The sequence below is a fragment of the Pseudideonella sakaiensis genome, assembly GCF_048320135.1.
Lineage (GTDB): Bacteria > Pseudomonadota > Gammaproteobacteria > Burkholderiales > Burkholderiaceae_C > Ideonella_A > Ideonella_A sakaiensis_A.
Genome location: NZ_CP182947.1, coordinates 4,487,006 through 4,508,284, shown reverse-complemented (window position 1 = coordinate 4,508,284; position 21,279 = coordinate 4,487,006). Strand labels below are relative to the sequence as shown.

Below are 21,279 nucleotides of genomic sequence, written 5' to 3'. Positions count from 1 at the left end.
CGGTGGTGGTCGCTGTTGGATAAGCTTCAGACGGCCTCGACTTCGAGACCTTCTGCAGCCAGCACCAGTTCTTCCATCGCGACGTCGCCGCCACCCTTGGCAGCCAGCGTCGGGCCGGTATATTTCATCGGGATGACATTGCGCAGCAGCCAGGTCTGCACCGGGTTGCGGGCCTCGTCCATCAGCGTGATCGAGACGTCCTGCTGGCCATTGACGCCATTGGTGCGCACGTCGCTGATCCAGGCCCAGACCGACTCGGAGTTGATGACGCCGCGCTTCAGCGTGATGTCGCCGACCTTGTGCACGCCGGGCACCTTGCGCACATGGTTTTCCTTGTCGTTGCCGTAGCGGTATTCGGCCACGGTGATCTCGGAGCCGATGCCGGAGACGTCGGAAAAGCCGCCGAAGGATTCGCCGCCGGCGAAATTGACGATGAAGTTGAAGGCGCCATACGGAACCTGACGGGCCATGATGCTTGCTCCTGTGTGTGGAAGTTGTGCAGCGCGCGATCAATCTCGGGCGTCGGCGGTCTTCTGGCCGATGCGGAAGATGACGAACTCGGCCGGCTTGACCGCGGCGACGCCGATCAGGCAGACGAGGCGGCCGTTGTCGAGGTCGTTCTGCGTCATCGTCGAGCGGTCGCAGCGGACGAAATAGGCGTTCTCGGGCTTGGCGCCGAGCAGCGCGCCGTTGCGCCATTCGTTGAACAGGAAGGAGCCGATGGTCTCGCGGATATTGGCCCACAGCCGCTCGCCGTTCGGCTCGAACACCGCCCACTGCGTGCTGCGGTCGATCGACGCTTCGAGGTAGTTGAAATAGCGCCGGATGTTCACGTATTTCCATTCCGGGTCGCTGCTTGCGGTGCGCGCGCCCCAGACGCGGAAGCCGCGGCCCGGGAAGAAGCGCAGGCAGTTGACGCCGAGCGGATTGAGCATTTCCTGCTCGCCGAATGCGACCTCGCGCTCGAAGCGCAATGCGCTGCGCACCACCTCGTTGGCGGGCGCCTTGTGCACGCCGCGCTCGGTATCGTTGCGGGCATAGATGCCGCACAGGAATCCCGATGGCGGCAACGCGATCTCGCGCGGGATGTCCTCGCGGCCCGGCCGGGCATTCGGGTTGGCGATCACCACCCACGGGTAGTACAGCGCCGCATATTTCGAATCGATCGTCGAGCGGGCGGTTCGCGCGCCGCCGGCGTTCAGCCCGGCATCGGTATCGAGCACCGCGATGCGGTACATGCGCCGGCCTTCGGCATGGGTGATCAGCGCGTTGCGGATCGCATCGCGCGCGACATAGGCGCTGCTGCCTGGCGCAGCGACGATCGCGATGTCGTCGATCTTCGCCAGCGCGGCGAATGCCGGTGCATAGGCCGCGTCGGTCGGCATCGCGCCATCATTGCCGCCAGTGAGCACGAACGAGCCGCGGCGGCCGTTGCGGCGCAGCGCGTCGGTGGCGGCCGCATCGGCGCCGGTATTCTGCGCATCGGGAAACAGTGCATTGAGCAACGCGCGGCCGTTGACCGCGGTGCCGATGTCGAGTGCGTACAGGTTTTCGATCTGGTCGACGCGGCGGTTCGGCATCCGTGCCATCACCGTGCCGACCCAGCGCGGATGGTTGCGGTCGTAGCCCATGTCGTCGATCGCCAGGCCTTGCCCGTCGGCGTCGGTGGTGATGACGGCCAGCGTGATCAGCGAGGCGTCGGCCAGCGCTGCTGCATCGGCCGCAGCGGCATCGGCGGCAACGCTGCCATCGTCGGCCATCTGGAACCACTGGCTGTCGCGTTTCAGGAAATAGGTGAACGGGCCGGCGCCGGTGCGCACGATCGAGCCGCCCGGCGCGCTGTCGAGCACGCGCTGCGGCGCCGGTGCGACGATCTCGCGCGTCTGGACGCCGCTCAGGCGCGGCTGTTCAGGAGTCGGCAGCGCGCCATTGCCGCAACGCCCCGGAAAACGGGCGACAAAACGGATGCGGTTGCTGTCGTCCTCGGCGGGCAGTGCAGCACCGACGCGCAGGTCGGCGCTGCTGGCCGTTCCGGCACCGCCGTCGGCGAGGAAGACGCGCGCGACATAAAGGCGCGAACCGCCTTCGTTGAAATAGGCGCGCACCGCATGGGCCAGGTAGTTGATCGGCCGCGCATCGGCGGCATTGGCGACCGCGAGCTGCAGGTCGGACAGTCCGCCATAGATGCGCTCGAAGTCGGCATAACTGGTCAGGATCTCGGGCAGCAGTTCGGTCGTCGCCAGCGGGCCCTTGCGTGTCGGGCCGGCGAAGGCGGTGGTGCTGGTGCCGACGCCTTCGATCGACTTGGCGCGGAACGAGGTTTCTTCGACGTAGACACCAGGGGCAAGATATTCGGGCACGGTGCTTCTCCTTGGTTTGCGCGTTCAGGGCAGGGCTATGCGCAGCGTGTCGGTGCGGCCGCTGGCGAGGTCGAGGGCGACGGTGTGGCGGATGACGTCCGCGCGCACCGCCAGCGCGTCCGGATTCACCGGCAAATCGGCCGGTGCAGCGGGATCGAAGCTGACCACCAGTTCGGCGGGCACTTCGCGGGTGACGACGATGTCGCCGGCGCCGACGCTCATTTGAGCGATGCCGGCGGCGATCACCAGAGCCTCGCCGCGCGCGTCGCTGAGGCCGCGACCGAGCAGCGCGCCGCCGCCGGCCGGTTGCAGCCGCAAGACCGCATTGGCCGCCGGCTGGCCGTTGCGGAAGACGCTGACACGCAGTACCGCCCAGGTCGGCAGCAACGGCGCGGCAGGTGCGGCGTCGAGGATCACGTCGAGCGGGTTGAAGCGCGGCGCCGTCGGCCCGGCCGGATCGACGTCACGTGGCAGCGCGACCTCGAAGCGGCGCGGCAGGTAGCGCCCGGCCGGATCGCTGACACTGGCGCTGACGACGGTCGGCCCGACCGCCGGCAGCACGTCGAAGGCCGCCTCGTAGGCGTCGAATTCGGTCTGCCGCTCGGCTGGCTGGTCGAGTTGCATCAGCACATGCAGGTGCGCGTGGTTGCGCTGCCAGCGCGCGCCGGGCGCGCTCAATGCGAGCGGGCCTTCGATCGTTCGAGCCGAAGCCGCATCGACGAAGCGCACCGCGCCCCAGATGCGGCGAACGTCGGATTCGATGATCGTCGGCTGGTCCACGCTCACCCCGCCTTCGCATAGTCGAAGCGGCGCGCCAGCACCGGCGCGGCCTCGTCTTCTTCGAGGTCGATCGCGACGATGCGGGCCACGTAGGGCACGCTGATGCGGTAAGACGGCGTGATCGCCTCCCACAGACGCATCATGTCCTCGACGCTCATCTCCGCCGGTACCAGTTGCACCACCTCGTCGTCGCGCCAGCCGCCGTTGCCGGACAGGGCGGACGCATCGAGGACCGGCTCGCGGTGCAGTTCGCGCATCACCCAGGCCAGCACGATCAGTTCGGTCGCGGCGCTGCCGCTCCACACCGACAGCAGCAAGTGCACGTCGAGCGCCAGCGGCCGGTTGCGCCGCCCCGGCGTCGGCAATGGCGCCGGGCGTACGTTGCGCAATTGTTCGTTGACGGTGACCCGGTGCGGCCAGACGCTGAGCACCGCACCTTCGCTACCCAGGTCGGCGAGCAGGCCGCCCGAACCGACCGACTGGAAGCTGCACGGATGCACCGCCTGCAGTTCGGCCGGATAGGCGTTGGTCAGCCGCGCGGCCAGCGAATCGGCCAGCGAGATCAGCGCAAATTCATTGGCCATCGATGATCCTCATGGCGCTGCCGCCGGATCGTTGCTGGCGGCACCGGCCACCGGCAGTTCGCCATGAACGGCTTCGAAGCGGTCGATCGCCGACGACAGCATCAGCAGCAGCGCCTTCGCATAAGCCGGCGTCATCACGACGCTGGTGCGGCGCATCTGCACCTCGGTGCCGTCGAAGGCCTGCGCGAAGCGCAACAGCACTTCGAAGTGGCCGAAGCCGACTTCGAAATGATTGACATAGTCGAAGCCGCGCGGATCGGCTTCAATGCCGAGGCGGTCGAGATCCGAAGAGGTGCCGGCTCGCGCTTGCATGGCCGTTGTGGTGCAGAACGCGTGCCAGCCGAGCGATTCGGAAAATTCGTTTGCGAATCAGGCACTTGGCGCACCAGGCCAGGCATCGTCGGCGCCTGATGTCACAGCGCTCATGTGACAGCGGATCGGAAAAGACCAGCGAATTCAGCGCATTGCACTGTCACAGCCCGCTGTGACAGTGCGCGTTACATCGCTGCCAACAGGCTCAGTGGCCGATGTGCAGGTGCTTCATCTTGCGGTACAGCGTCATCCGCGACCAATGCAGCAGCGCAGCCGCCTTGCTGCGGTTCCATTCGCAGCGCTCGAGGGCTTCGACGATGCGTGTCGATTCGTCGGCATCGCCACTCGGCGCCGGCAGCGGCAGCTCGTCGGCGTGCAAGGCCTCGCCTTCGAAGACGATGCAGGCGGCCTCGACAAGGTTGCGCAGTTCGCGTGCATTGCCAGGCCATTCGTGCTGGCACAAACGGGCCAGCGCCGCAGGTTGCAGCCGCAGCCGCCCGAAGCGGCTTCGTGCGGCCAGCTGACGCGCAAAATGTTCGAACAGCACGGCCACGTCTTCGCGCCGTTCGCGCAGCGGCGCCAGTTCGACACGCGCGACATTCAACCGGTAGAACAGGTCGGCCCGAAATCGACCGTTGCGCACCAGTTGCTCGAGCGCGCCATGGGTGGCGGCGACGACGCGGAAATCGACGCGGCGGCTGCGCCGCGCGCCGATCGGGAATACCTCGTGCGTCTCGAGCACGCGCAGCAGCTTGGCCTGTGCCGGCAGCGGCATGTCGCCGATCTCATCAAGAAAAAGCGTTCCGCCTTCGGCCAGCGTGATCTTGCCCGGGTAGGCACTGTTGGCGCCGGTGAAGGCACCGCGTTCATAGCCGAACAATTCGCTGTCGAGCAGCGATTCCGGAAGCGCCGCGCAATTGATCGATACCAGCGGCGCGTGATGCCGAGGGCCGACCTGGTGCAGCGCCTGCGCGACGCATTCCTTGCCGGTGCCGGTTTCGCCGGTGATCAGCACGCTGCAGTCCGCCGCGGCGAGCCGGGGCAGCAGACGGCGCAACGCGCAGATCGATTCACTGACGCCGACGATGGCCGACAGCGCGGCTTCGATGGAGCCGCTGCTGGGCAACGGCCGGGGCATTGATACAGCTTGGGAGGACATCGAACGTCCATGGTGCGGCTCGTGTAGCCGTGGGCCAAGCCGGCATTGAAGAATAGGCGCTGCACCGCTGCAGCACCATCCTATAGTCTAGGGGTCTGCTGCATCGACAGGGCAAGGCCAGGCCACCTCGCGCAGGCACTCAAACGAACAAGAATCGAAGCGGCCAACCGCGATCAGCGCGTGAATACACCTCAACCCCTGCTCGGCATCGCGCTGGTGATCGGCGCCGCGAGTTGCTTCGCGACGATGGACACGACGGTGCGTTTTGTCGGCGCCTACTTTTCTGTCGCGCTGGTGTTGTGGACCCGTTATGGCCTGCACGCGGCGATCATGACCTTGTGGATCGCGCTGTCGAAGCGGCGCTCCTTTCGCAGCGCCAATCCGATGTTCCAGATCGCGCGCGGTGCGCTGCTCGCGTTTTCATCGGCGATCGCCTTTGCCGCGCTGCGCCGGATGCCGGTCGCCGAATTCACCGCGATCGTGATGCTGACGCCGCTGATCGCAACGCTGGTCGCACGCATCTGGCTGAAGGAGCAGGTCTCGCTGCTGCGCTGGGCGCTGGTATGCGGCGGCTTCATCGGCGCGTTGATCGTCGTGCGGCCGGGCAGCGGCCTGATCGGCTGGGCGGCGCTGCTGCCGCTGGTCGCCGCATTCTCGAACGCGGCCTTCCAGATCATGACCAGCCGCTATGCACCACACGAGGATCCGTTCACGACCAATTTCTACACCGGCGCGACCGGGATGGCGATCGCGACGCCGATTCTGCTGGCCAGCGTCATCGATCCCTTCGACAAGCTGATGGCCGCACCGGCGCTGCAGGTCGGCGCGCTGCTGGCGGTGGCTGCACTCGGCACCACCGGCCACCTGCTGCTGATCATGGCGCTCGGCAAGGCGCCGGCATCGACGCTGATGCCGTTCCAGTATGTGCAACTGGCGGTCGCGGCACTGGCCGGCTTCATCGTCTTCGGCGTCGTGCCCGACGCCTGGGGCTGGATCGGCATGGCGATCATCGCCGTCTGCGGCGCCGCCAGCGCCTGGCTGAACGTGCGAGCCGCGGCCGAGAAACAGCGGCCGGTCAGCGCGGTGCAGGCCGATACGGTGGCGGAGTAAGAGGAGTTCGTTTCACGGGCCCGCCAATCTCCTCTTCATCGCGATCCGCAGTTCGAATGGTCCCAGCACCTGGGCAACGCAGTCGGCTCATCGATGGCGAGCTCGGTGCGTCATCCGGAAAGCGCGCGTATTCGAATCCGGAATAAAAAATGCCCACCGATCGGTGGGCATTTCTCGAGGTAGACCCTCATCAATGTTGGCGGAGTGGACGGGACTCGAACCCGCGACCCCCGGCGTGACAGGCCGGGGGTCGAACGAGCATCCACGCGGGTTTGCGGGCGATTCGTATTCCAAAAACGTGCTGAAACCTGCAGATTTCCGCCCGGATGCCCAGATCGAATTCCAAAGTGCGACCCCCACCCTGCACCGGTCCCACAGGCTCGAATTTCACATCGAGCGGAACACGGGACCATCCGGCGTCCAGCATCAACTCGGCCGAAGATCGCTCTCCACAGAGGCTTGCTGAAGGCTGCCGATCACATCCCGAGCGGCTCTTCTGGGGGGCGCCGACTTGAACCCATCGCCGTACATCTCGTGCCAAGACGGCGTGGTTTTGTAGAACGCAATCCTCCGCACGTCGCAGGCATGCACGGCGTCGGGAGTGAAGTAAATCGATGCCTTGGGGCCCGACCCATCACGGCGTGGCGTCGGAAACAAAGGGCTGTTTGATCGGACCCCTTTGTACACCGTGTCGCGATGGACCCCGTATCTCGCGGCCACCTCATCGACGGAATAGACGTCTGGCCTGACCTTCCTCGTGCCTTCTTCGATTTCACACATGCGCTGCGCGCATTGCCTCTCGCTTGAAACGTTCTTTTTTGACATGGCAACCACCGTGTTCAGAAGCAGGTATCCATAAAAAATCGTCGAAAACTGGGTCGCATCTGGGATTGGGTCTGAGGGGGGTATTTGGGTTCTTGGTCAGGAAAATTCCTGCCACAGGAACCGCAACCATGGCCGAATCAACAAGTCCTCAACAACGTATGCACCTCGTCGAGGAAGGCGGTGCGCTCCTGCTGACGCGAGATGAAGTCTGCATTTTGACCGGATCCACCCAACCGGCCCGGCAGCGACAGTGGCTCGACCGCCACGGTTGGCCATATGTGAACGCAAACGGGCGAGGGTCGTACCCGCGCGTTGCCCGCGCAGTGTTCGTCGATCGCATGGCTCATCGGCTGCCCGCTGAGTCGGCTCCGAAGCCTCGTTTAGACGCTCTAGAAAGACTGGATGACTTCACATGAGAAACCGGAAAACAAACGATGGCTTGCCACATCGAGTCTACGAGAGAAGGGGCATCCGCTTCTATTCAATTGGATACAAGTGTGCGGATGGCAGTTGGTCATTCCGACTCAGGTGCGCCATCGACGACCGCAAGAAGATTGCGAATCTGCGCAAGGAAGGCCATTCGGCGAGCATTGAGCCGTTCGGACGACGGCTCGGATCTAGAAACCATTGCAGATTTGATCGTCGACTGGTTTGCCTGGCAAAGCAGCCTGCCCGCAAAGAGCTTGCGCAAACGGGCGGCAACCACGATCGCCGAAAACCGACGCGAAGCCGAAAACCTGCGCCGCGTCTTTGGCGAAATGGCCATCAGAGACATCAAGACTCACCACGGCTACGACTATCTCGACAAATGTGACGCCCTCGGCCGGGGCCCGAAGGGCAACAAGGAGATCGCACTCCTGCATCTCATCCTTCAGCGTGCAGTGCGAAAGGGAATCGTTGACATCAATCCCATGCGCGATCTCGAGAAACTGCCGACCGCGCCGAGTTCACGCTATGTCGCGGATGAGGAGTTGGACCTGACGATGCAGGTCGGCCGTCGGGTGGGGGGCGCCTCACACATGGCAGCCCTCTGCCTGAGGACAGGGTATCTATGTGTCCGCCGGTCAGCCGAAGTGCTCGATCTTCGCGTCGAAGACATCAACGAAGACGGTATTCATTGGGTTGGCGGGAAGCGTCAGGCTGCCGATTTCAAACGGGCTGTTCTGATCAGTTGGTCACCAGAATTGAAAGCCGTCATCGACGAGGCTCGCAGCCTCCGCTCATCTCCAAGCGAGTTCGTCTTCGGTACGCAGAAAGGCAGCCGCTATACCCGGGGCGGATGGAAAGCAACGCTCAGGCGCTTGATGGATGCATGCGTAGAGCAAGCAAAGCAAGACGGAGTTTCCTTCGAACGGTTCAGCCTCCAGGACCAGCGCCCCAAAGGCGTCACCGACAAACTGGCCGCCGGTCACAGTGACACCCAAGATGCAACGTTGCACAGCAATTCGAAGTTGATCGATCAAGTCTACGACCGGCGCCGCACACGCAGCGCAAAACCAGCCCGCTGACACGTTTCCATCACCATTTCGGAAAGCAATTTCGAAATAGTTCCGAAAAAGCCTCCCATCCAAGACAACTTGAGTGACTCCCAGAAAGGCAGAGCATGCACGAAGAACGAATTGAAACAAGGGGACGGAAGCCGTCGGTTTCAGAAGAAGAGATTCACGCTGCGGCGGATCACGTCGCAACAACTTGCAGTGGAAAGGACGCGATTCCCACCTTCGCAAATGTGCGAGCAATCCTCGGTCGGGGCACGCGCGATGTGATCATTCCGGCGCTGGAGCGGTGGAAAGCCCGCAAAGCATTGACGCCCAGGGATTTTTCACCGGCGGTCATTGAATCTGCACTTAAGACCTTGAAAATGGCCTGCAACGAGGCTGCAGACCAGATGAGGTTCGAGCGCGACGCATTTGCAGAAGATTTGAAGGGAGCGGCCCAAGAACTCGCCTTTAAAGGAGAAGAGGTCGCCATGCTGATCGAAAAAACTAACAAATCAGCCATGCAGATTGAAGCCGCCAACGGAATGCTTCACACGAAAGATCATGAAATCGACCGACTCAGATCAGAACTCCTCAGCAACCAGGCGAAATGCCGATCGACCATGTCCGATCTGATCCGGTCGCAACTCTCCGAGGATATCTGGAAGGCAGAAAGAAGCAGGATGCAGCAGGAACTCTGCGACATGAAATTGTCAATGGAAAAAATGCGCGACGAACTGCATGCCGCAGAAAACGATATTTCCGTAGAAAAAGCGATTCGGCAGGGATTAGCGGATCGACTGAGCGACAGCCATCACCGTGAAACGGTGGCGCAGGATCGCATCAGAGAACTCGAAGCCATCACCATCGCTTCGTACCGACCCTCAGGCGAGATGGGCAAATATGAGGCACTTCCATCCTCGGAGGACCCCTATTGCCTCGCCTGGTTCGGCAGTTTCTTTCTCCAACCTCCGTATCGGCAGTTTAACGCCGATCAATATATATGCAAGAATCTACAGTTGAAGTTATTAATCCATCGAGCGTCCGGCAGCGATGGTACCATCGGCACGAAACCTCCTTTAGCGACAGCTGCTATCAAGATCTCAAGAATAGCATCAACGCCTCGATGGGGAATAGCGTGGCGATTACAGTCCGATCAGTGGCAGGTGATGCATCAGAGCACATCAAGTACGAACTGGTATGCGGCGCGCGGCGCCTTCGGGCGTGCAGAGAACTCCAATTGCCAGTTCGCGCTGTAATAATCGAAAACCTCTCCGATGAAAACGCAGCTTTGAATATGCTACGGGAAAACACCTGCCGGAACGAACTCAGCCCCTTCGAGCAAGGGCAAGCCTACAGATCTGTGTTGAGTTTATTCAAAAACAAAGGTGAATTAGCTAAAGCTTTGCATGCGCCAGCATCGGATATTACCCGTGCAATTCAGTGCGCGAGCTTGCCACCTCGGGTTCTCAATGCGTTCGGATGTCCCACGAGAATCCCATACAGCGAAGTTTCGCATCTTCACAGGTTCTTTCAAGGAAAAGCAGAGGGGGATCTTTCCAAAGGCGAGTTGGCAATCCGACTGGACGTTGCAACTGAAGATTCGGGAAAGGCATCAGCAAAAAATATCTCAGAATATATTACGATGCGATGCGATGAACTAATTCCCGCGGAGCCAAAAGAACTGAAATCGGAAGGAGGAGGAATCGTCGGACATCTTCACCTAGGCGCAAGATCAAAGCTCATTTTTGTGGGGGCATTGACCGCGGAGAGCATTGAATTGGTAGTTGAAGCATGCAAGACAATCAAACTCCATCCCGGACCGGCACTCAAAGGCAAGGGGTGCTCCCCGGGATAAAGGAACGGATAGCCCCCTCTCCGACAAGGCGTCTTGCGCAAATGCCAAAATGCCCTATCAGGTTGATCGATGAATGCTTGAATCAGCCGGATCGTCCGACACCGTCGAAAGAAGTCGTGACATGTAGGTGCACCATCAAGGCCAGTATCGATGAGCCAGGATCGACCATGCCGCTCGACCGGGTTTGCGTTTCGGCACCGCCGGCACCGCTCGGCAAGCAATGTGCGGGCCGCGAAGCCCGCAATTTCGGCACCATCCGCTGTAGGACCCGGCTTCAGCGACGCGAAGGTTGAAGTTGCCCCGCTTTCACGGACACCTTAATCTGCGAAGACAAGGAGTCCGCCATGGCCCGAACCCGACCTCCGTACCCTGCCGAATTTCGGCAACAAATGATTGAGCTGGTTCTCGCCGGCCGCTCGCCTGCTGAACTGGCGCGCGAGTTCGGCGTCACCGCGCAGACCATCACCAACTGGGTCGGCCTTGCTGGCAGTAGCGAGGCGCGCACCAAGCCGAACTCGCAGGCACTGAGCAATGCCGAACGTGAAGAGCTCGCTCGCCTGCGCCGCCAGTTGCGCCAAGTCCAGATGGAGCGCGACATCTTGGCAAAGGCTACGGCCTGGTTCGCCGCGAAGGGCGACAAGACGTTCACACCGTCTTCGAACTCATGAACGCGAACCAGGCCGTCTTTCCCGTGCGCAAGATGTGCCGCGTGCTCGGTGTCTCGCACAGCGGTTTTTATGACTGGTTGCATCGACCACCCTCGCGACGGGCGATGGACGATGCGGTGCTCAGCGAACGCATTCGAACGATCCATGCCGAGTCGGATGCGACCTACGGTATGCCGCGCATTCGATTCGAATTGGCAGAGCACGGAATACGCGTTGGCGGCAAGCGCATTGCGCGGCTGATGCGAGCGGCCGACTTGCGAGGCGTCAGCAGGCGGCGAGCCTTCACGGTCACGACGCAACGCGACGACAAGCAGCGCCCGGCGCCAGATCTCGTCAATCGCACGTTCAAGGCCGAGACGGCCAATCAGCTCTGGGTCGCAGATATGACCTATGTGCCGACCTGGGCAGGATTCATCTACTTGGCGGTCGTTCTGGATGTGTGGAGCCGCCGCGTGGTGGGTTGGTCGATCGGCGAACGCATGACCGCCGAACTGGTGCTCGCGGCCTTGAACATGGCAATCGGCCAGCGTAAGCCGGACGGGGTGATCCATCACAGCGATCAGGGCAGTCAATACACAAGCGTTGCCTTCGGCAAGCGCTGCGCCGAGTTCGGCGTTCGCCCGTCGATGGGCAGCGTGGGCGATGCGTACGACAACGCCATGGCCGAGAGCTTCTTCGCCACCCTCGAATGCGAGCTGATCGACCGGCGCAGCTTCAAGACGAAGGCGGAGGCCCGCACCGCGCTGTTCACGTACATCGAAGGTTGGTACAACCCTCGCCGCCGGCATTCTGGAATCGGCTACCTGTCGCCCGCCAACTTTGAGAGGAAACATCAGATCGACCGAGGCACTCGACCGTCGTGCACCCAACACGGGTTACCCACCGTCGGCGCCAGCGTGGCATGCGCCACGCCGCCGGTGGATAACCCTGCACCTGTGCTCACCAAGCACGCAAGCCCGGCTTGAGAATCAAGCCGATACCTGTCCGTGGAAACGGGGTAAGTCCAGGCCACCGGCAGGTCACCGGCATAGCCGTCGGGCTCACCGACCGCCGTTGCCATCATTGCCTGCCACCAACCTTTTCGCACAGGTGATCGAGAGCGCGCTGCTGCGCCACCCTGACGGATTCGTCAAAACCAGCGCAGCGGCGCCAGCACGATCTGCGGCCAGGCGATGATCAACCCGACCGCAACCATGTTGGCGGCGATGAACGGCATCACACCGCGGAAGATGGTCGACAGCTTCACCTCGGGCAGCAGCGTCTTGACGGTGAATACGTTCATGTCAACCGGTGGCGACAACATGTCGATCTCTATCATCATGACGACGAAGATGCCGAACCGGAGGTAGATCACGACCATCGCCAGCAACACGCCGGTGACGGAAAGGCCGCTGGTCTGGATCCAGTTGACCAGCTCGTAGGTCAAGCCCGACAGCGTGATGAAATTGCTGAACGCAAGCGCGCCGAACACGATGGCAAAAATCATCGCTGTCGTGAACGCAGTTTCCTTCAAACACTCGATCACGCCCGCTAGGCTGAGCTTGCGGCGCGCCAGCGCGATCACCAGCGCGCCGACGGCGCCCATCGCGGCACATTCGGTGGCGGTGAAGCTGCCGCCATACAGGCCGCCCATCACGAAGACGAGCAACCGCACGGTCGACCAGACGCCGCGCAACGCCCGCACCCGCTGACGGATTGGCATGGCCACGCCGCTCGGGCCGAGCTTTGGATTCAGGGCGACGGTGATCCAGACCGCAGCAATGAACAGCAGCAGCAGCACGATGCCCGGGATGATGGTCGCGATAAAGAGTTTGCGGATGTCGGTATCGGTCAGCAGGCCGAAGATCACCAACGGCACGAGGGCGGTATCAGCACACCCAGCACCCCGCCCGAGGCCACCGCCCCGGTCGACAAGCGGTCGTGGTAGCCGAGCCGGCGCATCGGCGAGATCGCCACCTTGGTCATGGTCGCGGCGGTTGCGATCGAACTGCCGGAGATCGCCGCAAACAGGCCGGAAGCAGCGACGGTGGCGTGCGCCAGCCCACCCTTCAGATGGCCGAGCCAGGCATTGGCGGCCTCGTACCCGCTGTGCCCGACAGTGTCATTCGCCGAACTCGTCGAGGCCGGAGCACCGGAAAGCCGACCCGCGATTGGCCTTCGACATACTGATTCTGTTCTTTTTGCATCGGCATTGGTCTCCAGGTGGCGGGTCCAGTGTTGCTTTCGCTGCGCGCGCCTTGAAAATGGTGCAGATGCAATGCATGCTAGCGAGTGCCTTCAAGGCTGTCGCATCACAAGTAATGAAGTCAATTACCATGGGTTATCGCGCCATGAGGCGACACGCGAGCCGGCTCGCGGCTCTCGACCGGCTCTTGCTAGACCCGCTCCTGCACAAGCGCGATGCCCTGGCCCACACCGCTATATCGTGCACAAGGCGTAGCGCCCGCCGCTGCGATGCAACTGGTAAACCGCCGTCGTCGCCAACCGTACGCCGCTGGCGCCGAGCGGATGGCCTAGCGCGATGACACCACCGTTGGGGTTAAAGAACGTGGTCTTGCAAACAAGTGCGGACGGCAGTGACCGTTTTCGTCACGGCCATTTGCCGTCGTTACCAACTGTGCCATCCTGATGATGCGGGCGTGGCTTTCAGGGATCGCGCCGCACGATGCTGGTGTGCAGAATGGAGTTGCATACGAGGACTCGCTCTGGAGGGCTCGCGCGACGGGCATTGCCTTGGCGAACCTTCAAAAGGAAGCTGGTATGAGCCCAAGATATTGGTCGTGACGACCATGGCGAGAATCACCGCGACGTCTGGCACTGTGAAGCGGAACAAGACCGTCCGGCCCGGAGCCGAGACCATCTTGATCAACTACGTGCGTGCGAAAGGCATCCACTTCTTCGCCGAGCGCGTTGCATCAGCCACCCCGATGGAGATGATCGAACTCGAGCGGCGCGGCATCGACGCCATGTTTCTGCAGGATCTATCGGTGCACATGCACATACCGGCGGCGCGAATGTTTGACATCGTCGGCATTTCCAAGGCAGCGGTGGCGAGGAAGGTAGCAGCGAATGAGCGAATTGCTGGCGCCGGCGGGCAGGCGGCGCTGGGTCTGGCAAGGCTACTGGCCACCACCAAGGAAACCATAGAAAACTCGACTGCAGCCGAAGCGAGGGACTTCGACGCCGCCCGTTGGCTCGGCCAATGGATCGAGCGTCCGCAACCCGCGTTGGGCGGCCGCAAACCGGCCGACCTCATTGGCACTCCGACTGGGCTCAAGGTCGTGACTCAGCTCATCGGCGCCATCGACAGCGGGGCGTACCAGTGATGCGTTGGCGCATAGTCAACGGCACGGCGGAACTGCCGACTTTCGTCGAGTTGAGCACCCAGTGGCCAACTCGGGATGGGGCCATCTTCGATTGCTAACGACAGCTGCGCAGCGTGAGGAGCCGGTCGCCGTACTAGGCCCGACTCACCGTGAGCGCCATCGAGCCGACATTCAGTTTTGCGGCCGGCGCCCCCATGAGCGTCAGCAATGCGGGGGACAGCTGACCCTCGCGACGCCACTGCACGGCCTCGCACCTTGAACGACCGGTCCTTGTTCGCCCGACAGACTCGAATCGGCCGAGGCTGTGTGGAAACTCTTCGGCACCAGTTGTGTCATATCTCCAGTAGCGACGACAGGAGTGATCGATGGGGCGATACGTCGAAGGCCAAGACCGAACGCAGAGCGTCCTCTTCCCCGAGCAACTGGATGACTGGATTCATGAGGACAACACGGTTCGCGTCATCGATGTCTTCGTCGACGAACTAGATCTGAGGAAGCTGGGCTTCGATCGTGCCAATCCTGCAGAGACGGGTCGGCCGGGGTACAGCCCGGCGACGCTGCTCAAGATCTATGTCTACGGCTACCTCAACCGTGTGCAGTCGAGCCGACGCCTGGAGACCGAAGCACAGCGCAATCTCGAACTCATCTGGCTGACCGGGCGCTTGGCGCCGGACTTCAAGACCATCGCCGACTTCCGCCGTGACAACGGTGATGCCATCGGCAAAGTCTGCAAGGAGTTCGTTCTGCTTTGCCGCCGGATGAAGCTCTTCACCGACGGCGTCGTCGCCATTGATGGCAGCAAGTTCAAAGCGGTCAACAGCCGCGACAAGAACTTCACCGACCGCAAGCTTCAGGCGCGAATCGAACAACTCGAAAGCAGCATCAAGCGCTACCTGGTTGAGCTCGACCGCGCCGACCGTGATGCCACGGCCGTTCTGCCTGGCCGAGTTGCGCACCTCAAGGAGAAGATCACCAAGGTCAAGCAGCAGATGAAGGCGCTGGAGGCGATCGGTGAGCAAATGAAGGTGTCCGAGGACGGGCAGATCTCGTTGACCGATCCGGATGCACGCTCGATGGCCACCAGCGGCCGAGGCACTGGCGTGGTGGGCTACAACGTCCAGACGGTCGTGGATGCCAAGCACCACCTGATCGTGGCCCACGAGGTCACCAACGTTGGCCATGACAGGGACCAACTGGCGAACATGGCCAAGCTTGCCAAGGCAGCCACCGGCGAGGACAAGCTGATTGCGCTGGCCGATCGCGGGTATTACGAAGGCTACGAGATCCTGGAGTGCGAGCGCTCGGGTGTGGCCGCAGTCGTTCCCAAGCCGATGACTTCGAACAACCTGGCCGACGGGCTCTTCGACAAGCGGGATTTCGTCTACGACGGCGAGAAAGACGAATACCGGTGCCCGGCCGGGCGGATTGCCATCCACAGGTTTACATCCGAGGAGAGGGGCAAGATCCTGCACAAGTATTGGTCGTCAGACTGCCCACAGTGCCCGATGAAGCCACAGTGCACGACGAGCAAGAATCGCCGTATCGCCCGCTGGGAGCACGACGACATCCTAGATGTCGTTCAAGAACGGCTGGAGCGCGCGCCCGAAGCCATGAAGCAACGAAGGCAGACCGTCGAGCATGTGTTCGGAACGCTCAAGGCCTGGATGGGATCGAGTCATTTCCTGAGCCGTACGCTGCCTCGCGTGAAAACCGAGATGAGCTTGCAGGTTCTGGCCTACAACCTAAAGCGGATGATCAAGATCCTCGGCACTGGGCCGCTGATCGCAGCGATGAGGGCATAGGGCGCCCGCCCTCACCTAAAAGTTCTTCGCGCGGGGCAAGTTCAGAGATTGCCGCCTGGCCATCGCGTTGGTCTGCTCAGGTGATCGGAAAACCGAGTTTCCACACGGCCTCGACCCGTTGCAGTCATCGATGAGTACGAAATCGATTCCCTGAAGCTACCGATCAACGTTCGTGGTGAGCTGTGAAGTACAACTTGCTCCACTTTGTCGGCTCGACCAAGAGGCTAGAGTGCATTTTTAAGGCCTTCGATAACACCTTCCCGCTCGAGAACCTGCCTAATCTCCTCAAACTTTGCCGAAATGGCGCCTTTGGGAAATCGAATCTGCCCCAAGCCTTGAATATTGCTGAATTCTTGACATCCATCTTCGAGCAACACAATTGCCTTAGTAAAGCCCAGCCGGCCTTGAAACAGACCGACCTCGTGGATGACATTCATCCGGGCTTGTGCCGTGCCATCAGCAAGTTCGTCTTCTGCGGTCATGATCACAAAAGCGCAAGCAGCTGAGTCGAGCATCTCGGAGAGACGAGCGATATTTGTGATGCCGGCCACCGGTATCCGGTTGAATTCATCCCATGGCAGCCGCAGACGATCTTGAATGAAGTCTTTTAGGTCCCGCCAGACGGCTGAACGACCGTGGCCAATGAAGACGTTTGTACCGAGGCGAGCGGACCGGACATCGAGCCTGGCGACGCGGGCGAAGTGAGCTGCCAACTTTTCAAGCTTCTCGGCAAGTTCATGACAATGAGCTGCCGGCTGATGCGCCGCTGTGACTCTTGCTTGAACTTTGATGTGAGGCGGTGCCCATGTGCCCTGCTGGACAGCGCGCATGTCTCGGGTGATTACTTGGCGCTTCGGGGACATCTCGTTGGTGATATCGGCCGCGTCGAGCACCTTAGCCGTTTCAATTTCCTCCGAGATACGGCGGGCAAACTTGTCGTCGTGGGTTTTCAGATAGACCGTTAGCAGAGACGATACGTCTGTCCTGACGCTGGTAAGCAGAGCTAAGCCCTCCTCGGCTCGACGATCTGCAGCGGCCAGCGCCGCCTTGCCCTCTTCGTCAATGAGTAGATCGAACACTTCCTGACCAGTGTGCTCGACCCAGGCGGGGTCAGGGCCAGCGAAGTACGTGCCGGCTGTTCCGTTGTCCACATCGAAGTGAACGCCGGCCGGCGGTGGCCTAAAGTCGGCATAGTAGACATTGGCGTGGTAGCCGAGCCATGAGCCACTTGCGCTCTTGCCGAGCTCCTTCGCCTTCTCCCAGATCGCGTTCAGGAGATTTGTCTCGGGCGCCGCATCATATGACTCGGCATACGCAAGCAATCGCCTGCGCGCGTCAAGCAATTCGATTTCGGTGTTTGAGTTCACTGTGGCCACAACTAGGCGGCAGTGCCAATGCCCTGGCGAAATGGGCGTTTTCCAAGGCTGGCCGATAGCTTCTGTAGATCCGCCACCACAGCACCCCGCATGGCGTGTTGACCATTCATGCCCTGGAAGTTTGAAGCATGCGCGACAGGGATGTGACCCCGAACCCACCGAGTCACCTCGGCGATCGCGCGGTCGCTGTCTGACCCATCAAACCACACCGAGTGAGGATGATCCGGGTCATAAAAGATGTGTGTATCACCTGCCATTGGAACGAACGCGACGAGAGGTTTGTCAGACCAGACCATGCGCGCGAAGAGCTGGAGTTCGCCCTTTCGACCAGGCGGAGTCTTGAATGCCCATATGTAGCTGGGACATCCTGCTTGCAACTCTTCAAGCCGTTCCTTGGCCGATCTAAAACGGCCCACTCGACCGGACTTCACGTCGGTCACCAAGTCTTTCCAGTAGTAGAACACGTCCATAAGTGACGATCGTACATCGCCACGGCCGCCCCGTTTGACGCCTGCGACTTCTGTGTCGAGGGGCGAATCCATTAGACGCCATGACCATAGCCGAGCTTCCGCAAACTGGCCTTGGCGCACGACTGCAACTGGCCGGCTCCGCGAGTTCGGGGCCGCGCCAGGAAGCCGACCTTTGCGCAGCCACTGACCAACATACGGCTCGACGGCACATGGACCACCGAGATCACAACAGGTGGCCGCGACGCACAGGCCACTACGATTGCCGCGTTCTTCGTGCCCGTTGGGTACAGCCCGCCTGCACTTGCGGGCGCCGGGTCGCTTCCTGCTGCATTGCTGGCCGCCGCGATCGCTAGGGTGCAGGTGGCAAGGTGAAGATGGGTGGTCAATCGCCAACCTGATGCGGCGTCGCAAGATTTTGCGGATCCAGAGACCGGGTCCGGGTCCATCGACGCCCGAAGCCTGAACCTTCGCGCCGTTGCGGCGCGTGGGGGAAATGCAGCCAGCGCGCCTTGGCGTGTCAGACGCTCACGGGCCGTAGACGGGCTCGCGCCGGTCGCGTTGCGGGTCGTGCAGCACGGTGCCGACCCCGACGCCGGCACCCACTCGCGCGCCGCCCATCGGCACGCTGGCACCCACGCCGACTCCGCCGCTGACCTGGCCACGCTGGTTGACGCCGACGCCCACGCCGAAGGGGCCTGCGCCTGCGCCGACACCGACGTTGACGCCGCCCCCGCCGACGCCCACGCCGATTGAGACGCCCGGGACCAGCGGCACACCGATGCCGAAGCCAATCCCGGCGCAGCCGGCGAGCGCGCTGCTGAGCGCGAGCAGCGCCAGCAGCATGCGGACTGGTCGACGGGCGGGGGTGGGCTCGGTGGTCATGCGGCCATTCTAGGGATTGGAAGCATTCTAGGTCGGCGTCGGGGAGCAATCCTGTGACCCGTCCACCACCACTCGCACCAGGGTGGAGATCGGCTCGGTCGGAACGATGGGCGGCGTCGCTCCAAAGGATCGACATCACGCGGCAGCGCGCGCCCACCGGCGTCGCGCGGCTCCTCCCGACCCCAAGCGGAAGTAGCCTCTGCGGCGTCCGATGCCCACTGTGCAGCATCACCTGTCTGCGACTGATCCTGAGGTGACGTCCCGTGCTGGCCGCACAGCAGTCCCCGGCTGGCTGTGATCGCCGCGGCACCGTTGGCGTCTCAACAAGAAGACAGGCGATGCTGCCCGTCCGTCCCGCCGGCGGCGACGCCAGATTCAGTGCAGGCTTCAGATGGATGGCTTGCGCGAGCTCTCCGGATACAGCGCCTTGTTCACGCCCCGAATCATCAACCACAGCATCAGCGCACCCTCGCCAGTGATGGCAGTGATGATGACGACCGCCGAAGCCGCACTGGCATAGGCCCCGTACGAACCCAGCAGGATGGTCCCGAAACCGTCGGCAAGGTAGGCCACGCCTGCGGCGCCCGCAAGCCAGCCGATCGCCGTCGGCATGTAGGGTGCGCGCGCGATCAGCGTGCCCAGCAGCAGCAGGTGCACGCCGAAAAAAATCAGTGTGACCTTGAAGCCGAGGCCGTGACTGGCAAGGAAATGGTAGGCCAAGACCGGTGACCCGGCCCCCAACGCGTCCACCCAGGCAGGCGCTGTGGCGAAACTCAATGCGCCCAACAGGCTCAGCACAACGCCGATGTGCGCAATCGTGTAGGCGGCGCGGAACATCAGCATCAGAACTGACAAGTGCGCTCCTGCCGGAAGCAGCGTCACAAACAGCGCCCAGCCGACCACGAGGTCGGCGATCAGGACAACGACGAACGCAGCGACGCCGGCCCGGTACAGAGGCTCGGAAGCCGCGATGTTCGCTGCGGTGGCCGCAGCGTCGCCGCGCACACCGAGTGGCCCCAAGACAAAGAAGTTGGCGAGGATCGCCAGGACGAAGATCGTCAGATAGCCATATCCCGCGATCCGGGCCACAGCTTGCGCCTCGCGCGCCGTCATTGCCGTCACTGCTCAATCCTTTCCGGGGCTTGCCTGAAATGTCGGCGGTCGAAGCGATCGTGTCCAGTTCAGCGATGCGCGCCGCAGGTCTTGAATCGGGATTCGCGTCCACTTGGCGCGGTGCTTGGCTGGCCCCCTGGCTGGTGGCATTCCGCGCCGTGCTACAAACGGCACCAGTGACGCACCGGTTCGAGGCCCGCCTCGTGTCGCAGCCATGATGACCCCTGCGACCGTCAGCCGCGCTCCACGCTCTAACGGCCGTGATCCCACCAGTCGCCCAATGCTGTGCAGACGAGCAGGTCCGATGCTCGGAGGTCGCCGTTCATCACCGGCAGCTCCTGGCCGAGACTGACAGTTCGCCGGCACGTCAGGATGCCACTCGGCGGGAAATGGTGGCTCCTCTCCGAAAGCGACCAGGCAACGCGGCAACGGGTCTGTTCCGAAGAGCATCCTGTGGAGCCCTCAACTCGATGGGAGACCATCATGGGAACCACAGGCAACCCCGTTCATCGCGAGCCTTGGAACAAGGGCAAGCTCGTGGGGCAAAAGGCGCCCTTCAAGCTCAAGGACATCTGGGCGCTGCGCGTCCGCCTCCAGATGGAGGGACGGGTGCGCGAACTCGCCCTGTTCAACCTCGGCATCGACAGCAAGCTGCGCGGCTGTGACCTCGTCGCGCTGAAGGTCCGGGACGTGTGTCATGGCGATCAGGTGGCGACGCGCGCCGTCGTCATGCAGCACAAGACGCAGCGCCCGGTCCAGTTCGAAATCACGCAGGCAACCCGGGATGTCCTGCACGCCTGGATCAAGCAGGCCGGGCTGAAGTCAGATGAATTCTTGTTCCCGAGCCGCCTGCACGACTCGCCCCATCTGGGAACCCGACAGTACGCCCGGATCCTCGGGCACTGGGTCGATGAACTCGGCCTGGACCGCGCCGAGTACGGGACGCACTCGATGCGCAGGACCAAGGCAACACTGATCTACCGACGCACCAAGAACCTGCGCGCCGTGCAGTTGCTGCTTGGGCACTCGAAGCTCGAGTCGACGGTTCGATACCTCGGAATCGAAGTCGATGACGCCCTTGAGATATCGGAGCAGACTGAAATTTGAGCATGTTGCAGCGGCCATCCCGAGCCCTGTACCCGGGGTGGCCGCGTCCAATGCTGAAATGTGGCGCAT

18 protein-coding genes and 4 pseudogenes are annotated in these 21,279 nt (G+C 62.3%); 10 read left to right on the top strand and 12 right to left on the bottom strand.

Annotated elements, in window-relative coordinates:
• Positions 1-26 precede the first annotated feature (26 nt).
• The 6 genes from ACNH6H_RS20685 to ACNH6H_RS20660 all read right to left on the bottom strand — a co-directional run bounded on the left by ACNH6H_RS20685 (position 27) and on the right by ACNH6H_RS20660 (position 5,174).
• Positions 27-470, bottom strand: a complete 444-nt coding sequence (locus ACNH6H_RS20685) for a phage tail protein (RefSeq protein ID WP_418320170.1) — start codon at positions 468-470, stop codon at positions 27-29.
• A gap of 39 nt (positions 471-509) precedes the next feature.
• Positions 510-2,360, bottom strand: a complete 1,851-nt coding sequence (locus ACNH6H_RS20680; protein ID WP_418320169.1) for a phage tail sheath family protein — start codon at positions 2,358-2,360, stop codon at positions 510-512.
• Positions 2,361-2,384: 24 nt separating this feature from the next.
• A complete protein-coding gene (locus ACNH6H_RS20675; RefSeq protein ID WP_418320168.1) occupies positions 2,385-3,140 on the bottom strand; it encodes a hypothetical protein in 756 nt (251 codons plus the stop codon).
• Between the two features lie 2 nt (positions 3,141-3,142).
• Positions 3,143-3,724 (bottom strand): DUF4255 domain-containing protein, encoded by a 582-nt coding sequence (locus tag ACNH6H_RS20670; RefSeq protein WP_418320167.1) that lies wholly within the window; start codon positions 3,722-3,724, stop codon positions 3,143-3,145.
• Between the two features lie 9 nt (positions 3,725-3,733).
• Positions 3,734-4,036: a DUF3467 domain-containing protein gene (locus tag ACNH6H_RS20665; RefSeq protein WP_418320166.1), complete on the bottom strand. Its 303-nt coding sequence runs from the start codon at positions 4,034-4,036 to the stop codon at positions 3,734-3,736.
• Between the two features lie 205 nt (positions 4,037-4,241).
• Positions 4,242-5,174 carry a sigma-54 interaction domain-containing protein gene (locus ACNH6H_RS20660; protein WP_418320165.1) on the bottom strand — a complete coding sequence of 311 codons (933 nt, stop codon included), beginning with the start codon at positions 5,172-5,174 and terminating at the stop codon, positions 4,242-4,244.
• Between the two features lie 201 nt (positions 5,175-5,375).
• Here ACNH6H_RS20660 and ACNH6H_RS20655 point away from each other — a divergent pair, with 201 nt between their 5' ends.
• The 6 genes and pseudogenes from ACNH6H_RS20655 to ACNH6H_RS20630 form a co-directional block, all read left to right on the top strand.
• Positions 5,376-6,305 carry a DMT family transporter gene (locus ACNH6H_RS20655; protein WP_418320164.1) on the top strand — a complete coding sequence of 310 codons (930 nt, stop codon included), beginning with the start codon at positions 5,376-5,378 and terminating at the stop codon, positions 6,303-6,305.
• 953 nt (positions 6,306-7,258) lie between these two features.
• Positions 7,259-7,546 carry a DUF4224 domain-containing protein gene (locus ACNH6H_RS20650; RefSeq protein WP_418320163.1) on the top strand — a complete coding sequence of 96 codons (288 nt, stop codon included), beginning with the start codon at positions 7,259-7,261 and terminating at the stop codon, positions 7,544-7,546.
• Positions 7,547-7,720: 174 nt separating this feature from the next.
• The gene (locus ACNH6H_RS20645; RefSeq protein ID WP_418320162.1) at positions 7,721-8,638 is read left to right on the top strand and encodes a tyrosine-type recombinase/integrase; all 918 of its coding nucleotides are present in this window, start codon (positions 7,721-7,723) and stop codon (positions 8,636-8,638) included.
• 95 nt (positions 8,639-8,733) lie between these two features.
• Positions 8,734-9,069: pseudogene (locus tag ACNH6H_RS20640) on the top strand (DNA-binding protein); the annotation flags it as partial.
• 542 nt (positions 9,070-9,611) lie between these two features.
• Positions 9,612-10,466 carry a ParB/RepB/Spo0J family partition protein gene (locus ACNH6H_RS20635; protein ID WP_418320161.1) on the top strand — a complete coding sequence of 285 codons (855 nt, stop codon included), beginning with the start codon at positions 9,612-9,614 and terminating at the stop codon, positions 10,464-10,466.
• 344 nt (positions 10,467-10,810) lie between these two features.
• A pseudogene (locus tag ACNH6H_RS20630) lies at positions 10,811-11,964 on the top strand (IS3 family transposase); the annotation flags it as partial.
• A gap of 299 nt (positions 11,965-12,263) precedes the next feature.
• Here the strand turns inward: ACNH6H_RS20630 and ACNH6H_RS20625 are convergent.
• Both ACNH6H_RS20625 and ACNH6H_RS20620 read right to left on the bottom strand, forming a co-directional pair.
• Positions 12,264-13,174 (bottom strand): annotated as a pseudogene (locus tag ACNH6H_RS20625) (TRAP transporter large permease).
• Positions 13,175-13,509: 335 nt separating this feature from the next.
• A pseudogene (locus ACNH6H_RS20620) lies at positions 13,510-13,675 on the bottom strand (3-oxoadipyl-CoA thiolase); the annotation flags it as partial.
• A gap of 35 nt (positions 13,676-13,710) precedes the next feature.
• Here ACNH6H_RS20620 and ACNH6H_RS20615 point away from each other — a divergent pair.
• Positions 13,711-14,460 (top strand): antitoxin Xre/MbcA/ParS toxin-binding domain-containing protein, encoded by a 750-nt coding sequence (locus ACNH6H_RS20615; RefSeq protein ID WP_418320160.1) that lies wholly within the window; start codon positions 13,711-13,713, stop codon positions 14,458-14,460.
• A 365-nt stretch (positions 14,461-14,825) separates the two neighbouring features.
• Entirely contained in the window at positions 14,826-16,262 is a 1,437-nt protein-coding gene (locus ACNH6H_RS20610) for an IS1182 family transposase (protein WP_418315762.1), read from the top strand.
• Positions 16,263-16,486: 224 nt separating this feature from the next.
• On the opposite strand, the gene ACNH6H_RS20605 is transcribed toward ACNH6H_RS20610, so the two are convergent.
• From ACNH6H_RS20605 to ACNH6H_RS20590, 4 genes are all read right to left on the bottom strand, one after another.
• Positions 16,487-17,629: a TIR domain-containing protein gene (locus ACNH6H_RS20605; protein WP_418320159.1), complete on the bottom strand. Its 1,143-nt coding sequence runs from the start codon at positions 17,627-17,629 to the stop codon at positions 16,487-16,489.
• A gap of 11 nt (positions 17,630-17,640) precedes the next feature.
• Positions 17,641-18,108: a hypothetical protein gene (locus ACNH6H_RS20600; RefSeq protein ID WP_418320158.1), complete on the bottom strand. Its 468-nt coding sequence runs from the start codon at positions 18,106-18,108 to the stop codon at positions 17,641-17,643.
• A gap of 525 nt (positions 18,109-18,633) precedes the next feature.
• A complete protein-coding gene (locus ACNH6H_RS20595) occupies positions 18,634-18,951 on the bottom strand; it encodes a hypothetical protein (protein WP_418320157.1) in 318 nt (105 codons plus the stop codon).
• 426 nt (positions 18,952-19,377) lie between these two features.
• Positions 19,378-20,103, bottom strand: a complete 726-nt coding sequence (locus ACNH6H_RS20590; protein ID WP_418321436.1) for a DUF4386 domain-containing protein — start codon at positions 20,101-20,103, stop codon at positions 19,378-19,380.
• Between the two features lie 38 nt (positions 20,104-20,141).
• Here ACNH6H_RS20590 and ACNH6H_RS20585 point away from each other — a divergent pair, with 38 nt between their 5' ends.
• Together ACNH6H_RS20585 and ACNH6H_RS20580 are read left to right on the top strand one after the other, a co-directional pair.
• Positions 20,142-20,321, top strand: coding sequence for a DUF2798 domain-containing protein (locus ACNH6H_RS20585; RefSeq protein ID WP_418320156.1), 180 nt, complete (start codon positions 20,142-20,144; stop codon positions 20,319-20,321).
• Between the two features lie 265 nt (positions 20,322-20,586).
• Entirely contained in the window at positions 20,587-21,210 is a 624-nt protein-coding gene (locus tag ACNH6H_RS20580) for a tyrosine-type recombinase/integrase (RefSeq protein WP_418320109.1), read from the top strand.
• Positions 21,211-21,279 lie beyond the last annotated feature (69 nt).

Excerpts from the sequence above, each read along its gene's own strand:
- ACNH6H_RS20685 (WP_418320170.1), bottom strand. The coding sequence starts at position 470 with ATGGCCCGTCAGGTTCCGTATGGCGCCTTCAACTTCATCGTCAATTTC.
- ACNH6H_RS20670 (WP_418320167.1), bottom strand. The coding sequence starts at position 3,724 with ATGGCCAATGAATTTGCGCTGATCTCGCTGGCCGATTCGCTGGCCGCG.
- ACNH6H_RS20665 (WP_418320166.1), bottom strand. The coding sequence starts at position 4,036 with ATGCAAGCGCGAGCCGGCACCTCTTCGGATCTCGACCGCCTCGGCATT.
- ACNH6H_RS20660 (WP_418320165.1), bottom strand. The coding sequence starts at position 5,174 with ATGCCCCGGCCGTTGCCCAGCAGCGGCTCCATCGAAGCCGCGCTGTCG.
- ACNH6H_RS20650 (WP_418320163.1), top strand. The coding sequence starts at position 7,259 with ATGGCCGAATCAACAAGTCCTCAACAACGTATGCACCTCGTCGAGGAA.
- ACNH6H_RS20635 (WP_418320161.1), top strand. The coding sequence starts at position 9,612 with ATGCAAGAATCTACAGTTGAAGTTATTAATCCATCGAGCGTCCGGCAG.
- ACNH6H_RS20610 (WP_418315762.1), top strand. The coding sequence starts at position 14,826 with ATGGGGCGATACGTCGAAGGCCAAGACCGAACGCAGAGCGTCCTCTTC.
- ACNH6H_RS20600 (WP_418320158.1), bottom strand. The coding sequence starts at position 18,108 with ATGGACGTGTTCTACTACTGGAAAGACTTGGTGACCGACGTGAAGTCC.
- ACNH6H_RS20595 (WP_418320157.1), bottom strand. The coding sequence starts at position 18,951 with ATGCTGCTGGCGCTGCTCGCGCTCAGCAGCGCGCTCGCCGGCTGCGCC.
- ACNH6H_RS20590 (WP_418321436.1), bottom strand. The coding sequence starts at position 20,103 with ATGACGGCGCGCGAGGCGCAAGCTGTGGCCCGGATCGCGGGATATGGC.
- ACNH6H_RS20585 (WP_418320156.1), top strand. The coding sequence starts at position 20,142 with ATGTCGGCGGTCGAAGCGATCGTGTCCAGTTCAGCGATGCGCGCCGCA.
- ACNH6H_RS20580 (WP_418320109.1), top strand. The coding sequence starts at position 20,587 with ATGGGAACCACAGGCAACCCCGTTCATCGCGAGCCTTGGAACAAGGGC.